This is a genomic window from Sphingorhabdus lacus, from assembly GCF_009768975.1.
In the GTDB taxonomy this organism is placed as follows: Bacteria; Pseudomonadota; Alphaproteobacteria; order Sphingomonadales; family Sphingomonadaceae; genus Sphingorhabdus_B; species Sphingorhabdus_B lacus.
In genome coordinates this window covers 228,831-239,403 of sequence record NZ_CP035733.1, presented here as the reverse complement: position 1 = coordinate 239,403, position 10,573 = coordinate 228,831, and the positions used below count along the sequence as shown (strand labels likewise).

General features: G+C 58.3%; 11 protein-coding genes. 6 read left to right on the top strand and 5 right to left on the bottom strand.

Annotated elements, in window-relative coordinates:
- Window positions 1-18 precede the first annotated feature (18 nt).
- The 4 genes from EUU25_RS01105 to EUU25_RS01090 all read right to left on the bottom strand — a co-directional run bounded on the left by EUU25_RS01105 (window position 19) and on the right by EUU25_RS01090 (window position 4,509).
- The gene (locus EUU25_RS01105; RefSeq protein ID WP_158897638.1) at window positions 19-1,593 is read right to left on the bottom strand and encodes a PH domain-containing protein; all 1,575 of its coding nucleotides are present in this window, start codon (window positions 1,591-1,593) and stop codon (window positions 19-21) included.
- On the bottom strand, window positions 1,590-2,120 hold the full coding sequence (locus tag EUU25_RS01100) for a PH domain-containing protein (RefSeq protein WP_246162828.1): 531 nt from the start codon (window positions 2,118-2,120) through the stop codon (window positions 1,590-1,592). The genes EUU25_RS01105 and EUU25_RS01100 overlap by 4 nt, the downstream gene beginning before the upstream one ends.
- Before the next feature lie 17 nt (window positions 2,121-2,137).
- Entirely contained in the window at window positions 2,138-3,136 is a 999-nt protein-coding gene (locus EUU25_RS01095) for an NAD(P)H-dependent flavin oxidoreductase (RefSeq protein ID WP_158897637.1), read from the bottom strand.
- A gap of 116 nt (window positions 3,137-3,252) precedes the next feature.
- Complete coding sequence (locus tag EUU25_RS01090; RefSeq protein WP_158897636.1) at window positions 3,253-4,509, bottom strand: aspartate kinase; 1,257 nt, start codon at window positions 4,507-4,509, stop codon at window positions 3,253-3,255.
- 54 nt (window positions 4,510-4,563) lie between these two features.
- On the opposite strand from EUU25_RS01090, the gene ubiG reads away from it, so the two are divergent.
- A complete protein-coding gene (gene ubiG, locus EUU25_RS01085) occupies window positions 4,564-5,301 on the top strand; it encodes a bifunctional 2-polyprenyl-6-hydroxyphenol methylase/3-demethylubiquinol 3-O-methyltransferase UbiG (protein ID WP_158897635.1) in 738 nt (245 codons plus the stop codon).
- On the opposite strand, the gene EUU25_RS01080 is transcribed toward ubiG, so the two are convergent.
- On the bottom strand, window positions 5,298-6,785 hold the full coding sequence (locus EUU25_RS01080) for a replicative DNA helicase (protein ID WP_158897634.1): 1,488 nt from the start codon (window positions 6,783-6,785) through the stop codon (window positions 5,298-5,300). The two genes, ubiG and EUU25_RS01080, sit on opposite strands and share 4 nt — an antisense overlap.
- A 148-nt stretch (window positions 6,786-6,933) precedes the next feature.
- On the opposite strand from EUU25_RS01080, the gene EUU25_RS01075 reads away from it, so the two are divergent.
- From EUU25_RS01075 to EUU25_RS01055, 5 genes are all read left to right on the top strand, one after another.
- Entirely contained in the window at window positions 6,934-7,416 is a 483-nt protein-coding gene (locus EUU25_RS01075) for a UPF0262 family protein (RefSeq protein WP_158897633.1), read from the top strand.
- Window positions 7,417-7,683: 267 nt separating this feature from the next.
- Window positions 7,684-8,370 carry a GH25 family lysozyme gene (locus EUU25_RS01070; RefSeq protein ID WP_158897632.1) on the top strand — a complete coding sequence of 229 codons (687 nt, stop codon included), beginning with the start codon at window positions 7,684-7,686 and terminating at the stop codon, window positions 8,368-8,370.
- Window positions 8,367-8,789, top strand: coding sequence for a cytidine deaminase (locus EUU25_RS01065; protein WP_158897631.1), 423 nt, complete (start codon window positions 8,367-8,369; stop codon window positions 8,787-8,789). The genes EUU25_RS01070 and EUU25_RS01065 overlap by 4 nt, the downstream gene beginning before the upstream one ends.
- Before the next feature lie 9 nt (window positions 8,790-8,798).
- Window positions 8,799-9,353 carry a dCTP deaminase gene (gene dcd, locus EUU25_RS01060; protein ID WP_158897630.1) on the top strand — a complete coding sequence of 185 codons (555 nt, stop codon included), beginning with the start codon at window positions 8,799-8,801 and terminating at the stop codon, window positions 9,351-9,353.
- 48 nt (window positions 9,354-9,401) lie between these two features.
- Window positions 9,402-10,562, top strand: coding sequence for a saccharopine dehydrogenase family protein (locus EUU25_RS01055; protein WP_158897629.1), 1,161 nt, complete (start codon window positions 9,402-9,404; stop codon window positions 10,560-10,562).
- Window positions 10,563-10,573: the final 11 nt, after the last annotated feature.

The following is a 10,573-nucleotide window of genomic DNA, read 5'->3' as shown; positions in this document are numbered from 1 at the left end:
TGCCAAAACGCGGAAAAGTTACACATTCGTGCTGAGACGTGCTTCACCAGCAACCACCGCGTAATCCACGGCGGCAACCTGCTCCATGACCGCGTCCCGGATGGCCTGTGCCGTTTCCAGCGGCAAAGCGATCATTTCCAATGACCCACCGGAAATGCCGAAATTGACCGAGGCGAGCCCTTGCCGCCTTGCAATCGGGCCTTGGTATATTTCAACCGTCTGCACCTTGACCTGAGGCGCAATGGTCAGCTTTTCCTGCCACCAGCCTCTTTTTACATAGATTTGGTCGCCGTCCAGAGCATAGCCATATTTGCGCCAGTCTAACCAGAGATAGGGTACAAAAAATACCAATATCAAAAGTAAAGACATCGCCCGCAAAATCGTCGTGTCTGCCCACAGGGTTACCGCCACGATCGCACCCAATATCACCGGTAAAATAAGCAGAATCTGGATTGTCCAATTTCTGATGACACCCCGATGGAACTGGGTTTGGGCGTCTGGTGCGACAATCATCGCCGCATGGGCAATCGGCCAGATTTCCGCGAGCGTTGCAAAAGGTGCGGCGACGAAATTAGCTTCGTCCTTGCTGTCCTGGGCGAGACTAACGAATTTCAGGCTGTGCCACCCACGGCGCTTGCGGATCGGCCCGGTTTGAACAACCGCCGCCTGCACACGATGCGCAGGCATGACGGCATCGGTCAACGTCAAGAGGCCGCGACGGCGCCGGAAACCCTTGGCCGTGCGTTCCAGCCGGAACCCATATTCACGCAATACGGTGCGGATGATGCCGGTAGCAAAGCCGATGAATATGAGGCCTCCAAGCGCCACCAACGCCAATATGATCTGTGCCGTCCAGCCGATCCCGTTCAAATTTTCAACGGTGACCCCGCGCTCTTCGGCTACACCGATCCAGTGCCGGAAATCCCAGATTTCGAAAGGCAGCAGAAAATCAAATTGCTGCGCCAGACCGCCGAGAACCGCGAAAATAACGAGCGAAAAGGAATAGAGTCCGAAAATGAAAACGCGATTACTATCCATCGCAAAAATGGGTGGCGCATCAGCGTCCGGGACAAGAGGTTCCGCGTGGCTCACGCTCGCCTGTCCACTCTTGTGGGCCTTTACCAATTCGCGCAGGCGGTTGGCTTCTTCGACGCTCACAAAGCTCAGTTTCGCATCATCCCCGTCACCGCCGCCTGTTTCGAATTTGACTTCCCCCAGCGCGAAGAGGCGCGCCAAAGGCTTTTGTTCAATGCTGACATCCTGGATGCGCTCGAACGGAATGGAGCGGGCGTTTCGGCTGACAATTCCGCTTTCGATGCGGATATCATGCTCGCCGATGTGGTACCGGAACCGCATCCAGGACAACCAGCGGAAGAAAAGGCTGAACAACAGGATCGCGCTGACGGCGGCGATGGAAATCAGCGGATTGTCACTTCCCCTTGTTCCGAAGAAAGCGGCAAAGATCGGGAAAATAAGCTGCGGCAATCCGGTAACGAAGCCTACGAACAGGCCGAGGACATGAAGGCGCTCGCCCTCATCCCCCTGTGGCTCGACCGGTGTGGCCAAAGCGTCGGGAACGGCTTCGTCCGTCAAATCTGATCCTGCCGGATTGCAGAGCGGATCGCTTCGCGCATAGCCAGAGCATCGGCATGGAGCAATCCCGGCAACGTAACGGTGCTGTTGTGGTTCCCCGCGGTGTGCACGGTCAAGGTTGCAAGGTCGTAGCGGCGGTCGATCGGTCCCTGCTCGACATCGATATGCTGGATACGTCCAAAGGGCACGACGGTATCGCGGAAAAACATGTAACCGCGCACGATCCGCAGCCGGTCGCTGCCCATATCATAGCCCCAATGGCGGTATTTCCGCTTCGGCACGACAAAAGCCATGAAAAGATACAACAGGAATACCGGTACAAAAAAGCTGCCGGGGGGCAACAACTGGGCGATTTCCAGAGCGCCTGCACCGATCAGGAACGGCAAATAGCCCAACGCCGATGCGATACGCGTCGTCGTGACATAGGTGGGGTTAAGTGGCGTGATGTCCGGCGGAGAGTCGTGGTCCATGCCGCAGCTATGCGCAGACTGTGTTGTGTTGGCAAGACGGTTTAACAGCCGTGCCACAGATGGTGATGTTGGCCTTATCTGGCCAGTGCTTCTTCCGCCTCTGTCACCAGTTTGGCGATGATATCGACCACGGGCCGTTCGACATGTACCATCCCCACCGACTGCCCGGCCATGACCGAGCCATATTCGACGTCGCCGTCAATAACCGCACGGCGCAGGGCACCGGCCCAGTAGCGTTCGATTTCAAGCTGCGCGGCCTCCATGTCGATTTCGCCAGCGTCGAGCTTGGCGGCGACCTCGACCTGCTTGCGCGTGAATTCTTCGGTTCCCTTGTTTTTCAGGGCGCGGACCGGAATGACCGGCAGGCGCGGGTCGATCTGGACACTGGCGACCGCATCGCGTGCATTGGCGCGCAGGAAGGCGGCCTTAAAATTGGGATGGGCGATGCTTTCATGCGCGCAGACAAAGCGCGTGCCCAACTGCACGCCCGCCGCACCCATTTCGAGATAGCTCGCGATCAAGCCGCCGCGCGCAATGCCGCCCGCCACAAAGATCGGCAGTTGCTCGCCCAGTTCAGGCAGGATTTCCTGTGCCAGCACGGAGGTCGCGACCGGTCCGATATGCCCGCCAGCTTCGCTGCCTTCAATGATCAACGCATCGACGCCCGAGCGCGCGAATTTCTTGGCGAGCGTCAGCGCAGGGGCAAAGCACATGACCTTCGCGCCAAATTCCTTGATCGCCTCGATACTGCCCTTGGGCGGCAGGCCACCGGCGAGGACTACGTGCGTCACCCCATGCTTGGCACATATCGCGATCAAGTCCATGATCTGCGGGTGCATGGTGATCAGGTTCACGCCAAAGGGCTTGGACGTCAGCGCCTTGGTCGCGGCGATTTCGGCATCGAGCAAATCAGGCGTCATCGCCCCGCAGGCAATCACCCCGAAGCCACCGGCGTTGGAAATGGCCGAAACCAGATTCCGCTCGCTTACCCACGACATGGCGCCACACATGATCGCCACCTCGCACCCCAGAAATTCGGTACCGCGTTGCATGAGGTGGGCGAGTTTGGTCATGGTATCTCCGTCATCCTCCCGCACGGAAGGCGAGAAAATGCATAGCTTTCGCCGGAGACAATCTCCAGCACGACCCGCCTACGCGGACGCGGGCCATTTTTCAAATGGTGAAGTCGTTATTCCGCATCCAGCCCATAAGCCGTGTGCAACACACGCACGGCGAGTTCGGTCTCGTCCTCGTCGATCAGGACGGAAACCTTGATTTCCGATGTCGAGATCGCCTGGATGTTGATCTTGCGGTCGGCAAGGCTGCTGAACATGGTCGAGGCGACACCGGCGTGGCTTTTCATACCGACGCCGACGACGGAGATCTTGGCGACCTTGGTGTCGGGGATCAGGCGGTTGTAGCCGATGGCATCGCGCTGGTTTTCCAATATGTCGGTGCAGCGCGCAAGGTCGGCCTGCGGGCAGGTGAAGGTCACGTCGGTCTCGCCCTTGTCGCGGCCGACGTTCTGGATGATCATGTCCACGTTGATATTCGCATCGGCAAGCGGCGCGAAGATATGCGCCACCGCGCCGGGACGGTCGGGGACGCGGGTCAGGGTGATTTTCGCCTCATTCTTGTCGGCGGCGATGCCGGTGATCAGCTGGCGTTCCACTTGGGCATTCTCCAATTCTTCGTCGGTCACGATCATCGTGCCGGGGATGCTGTCTGCGTCGGGGGCGTTTTCGTCGATGAAGGAGGATAGCACCTGCACGCGCACCCCTTCTTTCATCGCGAGCCCGACCGAACGGGTTTGCAAAACCTTCGACCCGACCGAGGCCAGTTCGAGCATTTCTTCATAGGTCACCGCCTTCAGCTTGCGCGCGCGGGCGACGATGCGGGGGTCGGTGGTGTAGACGCCGTCGACATCGGTATAGATATCGCACCGGTCCGCCTTGACCGCCGCGGCGACCGCAACCGCCGACGTATCCGACCCGCCGCGTCCTAGGGTTGTGACGCGGTTGTCGTCGGTCAGCCCCTGAAAGCCCGGGATGACCGCGATGCAGCCGCTGCCCATCGACGCCAGCAATTCGTCGGTGTCGATCGAGCCAATGCGTGCCTTGGCATGGGCGTCGTCGGTGTGGATCGGCATCTGCCAGCCCAGCCAGCTTCGCGCATTACAACCCAGGGCCTGTAACGTAATCGCCAGCAGACCAGACGTAATCTGTTCGCCCGCCGCAACCACCACATCATATTCCGCCGGATCGTAAAGCGCATTGGCTTCGCGGCAGAAATTCACGAGCCGGTCGGTATCGCCCGCCATGGCCGAGACGACCACAGCCACCTCGTCCCCGCGTTCGGCTTGCCGCTTGACGAGCTGGGCAACGCGGCGGATACGTTCGGTTCCGGCCATAGACGTGCCGCCAAATTTCATTACAATGCGCGCCATGAAAACCTTACAAAGTCGCTATATTACAATCGGGCGCCCTGATAGGGACAGGATATGACAAAGGCAAGCACCGCAACGACAATAAACGCCGCCGAAGCGGCACATTTCGGCGCACTGGCAGCGGACTGGTGGGACCCGAAAGGCAGTTCGGCGATGCTGCATAAGCTGAACCCGGTGCGGCTGGGCTTTATCCGCAATGCCATTGACGCCCATTTCGGCGGCGATGGCAAGACACGGACACCGCTGGCGGGCAAGAGCGCGCTGGACGTTGGTTGTGGCGCTGGCTTGCTGTGCGAACCCCTTGCCCGCATGGGCGCGGCCGTCACCGGCGTCGACGCGGCACCGGAAAATGTCGAGGCCGCCAAGGCCCATGCGGCGCTATCGGGCCTCAGCATCGACTATCGCGCCGGCGAAATTGCCGCACAAGGCTTGGGCACATTTGATGTCGTCTCCTCGATGGAGGTGATCGAACATGTCACCGACCCCGCCGCCTTCATCGCCGAACTGGCACGCCATCTGAAACCCGACGGCCTGCTCCTGCTGTCGACTCCCAACCGCACGGCGGCGTCGCGCCTGTTTCTGGTCGAAGCGGCAGAACGTCTGGGCCAAGTCCCGCGCGGCACACATGATTGGGACCAGTTCCTGACGCCCGAAGAACTGACCGCGCTGCTGCACGAGGCTGGCCTGGAAGTTTCGGAAATGCGCGGGATCGCCTTTTCACCGCTGAGCGGACTGCATCTCAGCGATAATAAGGCGCTCAACTATATATTGTCGGCGCGGTTCAGAGCTTAGTCGTAACCCGCATCGGCATATTGGTCGTCGGCAAGATCGCTGAAGCGCGTGATCTTGGCTTCGAACTTCATGCGCACCCGTCCTGTCGAACCGTGACGCTGCTTGGCAACGATCAGTTCGGCAACGCCAAAAATCCGCTCCATCTTCTCGCGCCAGGCTTCATGCGCGGCTTCATTGGCAGGATCAGGTTGCTTGGCAGCTTCGTAATAATCCTCACGGAACACGAACCAGACCATATCGGCGTCCTGCTCGATTGAACCCGATTCACGCAAGTCGGACAGTTGCGGGCGCTTGTCGTCGCGCTGCTCCACCGCACGGCTGAGCTGCGAAAGCGCAATCACCGGAACGCCGAGTTCCTTGGCGAGGGTCTTCAAGCCACGGCTGATTTCCGAAATTTCGTTGACGCGGTTGTCGTTGGCGCGGCTCGACCCCTGCAGGAGCTGCAAATAATCGACGATGATCAGACCAATGCCATGACGCCGCTGCAACCGGCGCGCACGCGTCCGCAAGGCGGCGATAGAGAGCGCCGGCGTATCGTCGATGAAGAGTGGCAATTCCTGCAATTCGCGGCTCGCACGCGACAATTCACGGAAATCTTCCCGCGAGATTTTACCCATGCGCAGCAATTCGGAACTGATGCCCGATTGTTCGGCCAAGATACGCGTTGCCAACTGGTCGGCGGACATTTCGAGGCTGAAAAAGGCGACCTTGGCCCCTGCCCCCTTGGCCTCTTCGATCCCGTCTTCGCGTTCCCGGATCCAGCGACGCGCAGCGTTGAACGCAATGTTGGTCGCAAGCGAGGTCTTGCCCATACCGGGACGTCCGGCGAGAATCACAAGGTCGCTGTTATGCAAGCCGCCGCATTTGGCGTTGATGCTGTCGAGGCCGGTGGTCACACCTGAAAGATGCCCCCCGGACTGTAGAGCCTTTTCCACATTTTTGATGGCTTCGGTCGATGCGGCCAAAAAGCTCTTCATCGAACCTGTTTCGCCCTCGCCTTCGGCAACTTTGTACAACGCGCTTTCCGCAGCTTCGATCTGGCCCTTGGGATCGACGCTTTCGCTGGTGTCGAGGGCATTGTCGACAAGTGTGCGTCCGACCGTCACAAGTTCCCGCAGCAAAGCCAGATCGTAAATCTGCTGCGCAAAGTCGCGCGCACCGATCAGACCCGCACCATCGGCGGTCAGTTTGACCAGATAGCCCGGTCCGCCGAGTTCCTTCATCGCCTCATCGGCTTCGAAAAAGGGCTTCAGCGTCACAGGCGTGACCAGCATATTCCGGTCGATCAGACGCAATATCTGCTCGTAGACCCGGCCGTGCAGCGGTTCGAAGAAATGGTCGGGCTGCAACTTGATCGACACATCTTCGATAATGCGGTTATCGATCAGGATCGCGCCCAGAAAAGCAGCCTCCGCTTCGATATTGCGGGGCAAGCGTTGGGGTTCAGCTTCGTTAACAGCAGCAAGTCTAATCGGTTCGGCCATGACGCCCTATCCTTTAGCATGAACGGCTGCGCAAGCCCTGTGAAAAATAGAATCGGGGACAGGGCTGTGGACAACCATGTTACCCCTTATTCACCCGTCCTAAAGAGGATTCACTTGCCCCAAAATTATCTCAAGCTAACACAGCAACATGAGCGACGCGCGCATCATCAAAGTCGAGTTGGACGAAGCCACGATCCTCCGGCGTAATGCCGATATCGAGCAAGAACGTCGCGTCGCGATCTTCGACCTGATCGAGGATAATGTCTTCAAGCCGTTACGTGATTTCGGCGATGGCTATGCCGGACCCTATCAATTGCATCTGAGTGTCGAGGAAGGACGGCTGATTTGGGATATCCGCCGCGAAGACGGAAGTCCGTTCGAGATCCTGATCCTCGGGCTCGGTCGATTCCGGCGTGTGGTGAAAGATTATTTCGCCATTTGCGACAGCTATTACCAGGCGATCCGCAAGGCGAGCGCTTCCGAAATCGAGACCATCGACATGGCGCGGCGCGGTATTCACAACGAAGCCGCCGAGATCCTAATGGAACGGCTGGAAGGTAAAGTCGAAGTCGACTTTGCAACCGCCCGCCGCCTTTTCACGCTAATTTGTGTGCTGCATATCAAGGGGTGAGGATAAGCCGCTTTATTTAGTCCGGCGTCACTACGCTCGCCCTTTACCCGCACCGTCACCCTGAACTTGTTTCAGGGTCTTAATTTCGACGTTGAAGAACTAAGACCCTGAAACAAGTTCAGGGTGACGGGAATTCAAATCACGGCAGTCCGGCGTAAACGTCCGTAAAAGCATCATCCCGCCGCACCCCCTTTCCAATCAATCCTCGACTCCGCGCATGGTCGGCGGCATTGCAGGGCGTGATTCGGGAAAGGGAAAATCAGTCGCATGTTTGGTGCTAAAAGCCGCTATATTCGATGGGGGTCGATTCTGGCGGCGGTGCTTTTGGGTGCCTTTGCTCTGTGGTATTTCGTCACAGGATGGACACCAGCGCGCGACGAATATCCGGTACAGGGAATCGTCGTCACCGCAGCCAACGGCAAACCGACCTGGTCGCGTCTCGGCGCAACGGGCGTTGATTTTGCTTATCTGACCGCTGTCGAAGGCGCGCAGACGCGCGACACCCAATTCGAGACCAATCTGGAAGGTGTGAAGCAGGCAGGCATCCGCTACGGCGCGCTCCACCATTTCGATATATGCCGTCTGGCATCCGATCAGGCGATGCTGTTCATCACATCGGTCCCGCGCGATCCCGCTGCGCTGCCACCCGCGGTACAGCTCGACTTTACCGAAAGCTGCACCAGCCGTCCCAACCGCGCGTTGATCCTATCGGAACTGGCAACCTTTCTGAATTTGATTGAGGCACATAGCGGTTCGCCCGCGATCCTGTTACTGACACCCGAATTCGAAAAGGAGTATCAGGTGAGCAGTGCAATTGACCGCACCGTGTGGCTGGAACGGAACTGGATGTTACCCGATTATTCAGCGCGACCATGGGTGATGTGGACCGCCAATTCGGAACGCCGTGTCGACGGGATCGATGGACCTGTCCGCTGGGCCGTGGTGCGCAAATGAGCCAGGAGCTTGTAAATGCGGCAATCGCTGCGTCGGCCAATGCCTATGCGCCCTATTCGAACTTTCATGTTGGTGCTGCCTTGTTGCTGGATGACGGGCAGATTGTCAGCGGTGCCAATTTCGAAAACGCCAGCTATGGCATGACGCTCTGCGCCGAAACGGTTGCGATTGCGAAGGCGAACAGCGACGGTAGCTTGCGGAAAATCGTCGCCATTGCCGTTGCGGGCGGCCCCGCCGGACTGGTCGCCGCCAATGCAGAGGCTATCACGCCATGCGGGCGATGCCGTCAAATCATCAAAGAGGTTGCAGACCTGACCGAGCGCGATATTCCTGTTCATTGCGCACATGCCAGCGGTTACGACACCTATTATCTGTCCGAACTGTTGCCGCATGGGTTCGGACCGGCAAATCTGAAATAGAGGGAATATATGTCCATTCTTTCCGACATCTGGATACGCGAGCAGGCCAATGCCAATGGTATGATTGAGCCCTTCGTAGAGGCACAGCGGCGCGACGGATGCATCAGTTACGGCCTGTCCTCCTATGGTTATGACGCGCGGGTCGCCGATGAGTTCAAGATTTTCACCAATGTCGACAGTTCGATCGTGGATCCCAAGGAATTCGATCCCAAAAGCTTTGTCGACCGCAAGACCGATGTCTGCATCATTCCGCCCAACAGCTTTGCCCTTGCCCGCACGGTCGAATATTTCCGGGTGCCGCGCGATGTGCTGGTGATCTGCCTCGGCAAAAGTACCTATGCGCGTTGTGGTATCATCGTGAACGTCACGCCGCTGGAACCCGGCTGGGAAGGCCATGTGACGCTGGAATTTTCCAACACGACGCCGCTACCCGCCAAAATCTACGCCAATGAAGGCGCATGCCAGTTCCTCTTTTTAAAGGGCGAACAACCATGCGAGACAAGTTATGCAGACCGCGCTGGCAAATATATGGGCCAACGCGGAGTGACGCTGCCCAAATTATAATTGTCCGGCGCAGCCAAACTGCCGGCATAAAAAACGAGAGGAATGCCCATGCCAAAGAACCGCGAATTTGACATCATCGTCTATGGTGCCACCGGATATACCGGCCGGCTTGTTGCCGAATATCTGATTGGCAAAAGCGGTCTCAAATGGGCCATGGCGGGGCGTAGCGCCGACAAGCTTGCCGAGGTACGCGATCTGATCGGCGCGCCTGCCGATACGCCTTTGGTGGTTGCCGACGCGTCCGACCCCGCCACGCTTGATGCGATGGCGAAGCGGGCCAATGTCATCCTCACAACGGTTGGTCCTTATCAATTATACGGCAATGAGCTGGTTGCCGCCTGTGTTGCCAACGGAACCGACTATACCGACCTGTGCGGTGAGCCGGCATGGATGCGGCAGAAGATTGACGCGCATGACGCGGCGGCCAAAGCCTCGGGTGCTCGCATCTGCTTTTCGGCCGGATTCGATTCCATTCCATTCGATCTGGGCGTGTTGATGCTGCAGAAACATTGCATCGAAAAATTCGGTACCCCTGCCCCCCGCATCAAAGGACGTGTGCGCGCAATGGCCGGGAAATTCTCCGGCGGGACGGCGGCCAGTTTGAAAGCGACCATGGCGGCAGCGGCCAAGGACCCTGCTGTCATCGGCTATCTCACCAACCCGTTCAGTCTTGCAGGCGGCTTCGAAGGTCCGGCACAGCCCGCCGGAAACAAACCGGAATATGATGAAAGTTTAGGGAGTTGGGCGACGAACTTCGTAATGGCTCCCATCAACACCAAGAATGTGCACCGGACGAATGCCTTGACGGGTCATCTTTATGGCACCGACTTTGTCTATGACGAAATGATGCTGACCGGTCCCGGCGATGCAGGACAGCAGGCGGCGGAATATGTTGCCAAAACCCCGATGATCGGCACGCCCGATGATCCGAAACCCGGCGAAGGCCCCACCAAGGAAGAGCGCGAAAACGGCTTTTACGATGTGCTGTTCGTGGCGGAATATCCCGATGGCCGGACCGCACGGCTCAGCGTTAAGGGCGACAAGGACCCGGGCTATGGCTCAACATCCAAGATGATTTCGGAAACCGCCATCGGCCTCAGTGAAATTGATGGCGCGGGCGGCGTGACGACCCCCGGGGCGGCACTTGGCGAAGCGTTGGTTGACCGTTTGCAGCAACATGCTGGCCTCACCTTCACCGTTGAAGGCTAAGTCTAAGCCCT

Bases quoted from the DNA above. Each gene is read 5' to 3' on its own strand.
- EUU25_RS01095 (WP_158897637.1), bottom strand. From the start codon at position 3,136: ATGACCAAACTCGCCCACCTCATGCAACGCGGTACCGAATTTCTGGGG.
- EUU25_RS01090 (WP_158897636.1), bottom strand. From the start codon at position 4,509: ATGGCGCGCATTGTAATGAAATTTGGCGGCACGTCTATGGCCGGAACC.
- ubiG (WP_158897635.1), top strand. From the start codon at position 4,564: ATGACAAAGGCAAGCACCGCAACGACAATAAACGCCGCCGAAGCGGCA.
- EUU25_RS01080 (WP_158897634.1), bottom strand. From the start codon at position 6,785: ATGGCCGAACCGATTAGACTTGCTGCTGTTAACGAAGCTGAACCCCAA.
- EUU25_RS01075 (WP_158897633.1), top strand. From the start codon at position 6,934: ATGAGCGACGCGCGCATCATCAAAGTCGAGTTGGACGAAGCCACGATC.
- EUU25_RS01070 (WP_158897632.1), top strand. From the start codon at position 7,684: ATGTTTGGTGCTAAAAGCCGCTATATTCGATGGGGGTCGATTCTGGCG.
- EUU25_RS01065 (WP_158897631.1), top strand. From the start codon at position 8,367: ATGAGCCAGGAGCTTGTAAATGCGGCAATCGCTGCGTCGGCCAATGCC.
- dcd (WP_158897630.1), top strand. From the start codon at position 8,799: ATGTCCATTCTTTCCGACATCTGGATACGCGAGCAGGCCAATGCCAAT.
- EUU25_RS01055 (WP_158897629.1), top strand. From the start codon at position 9,402: ATGCCAAAGAACCGCGAATTTGACATCATCGTCTATGGTGCCACCGGA.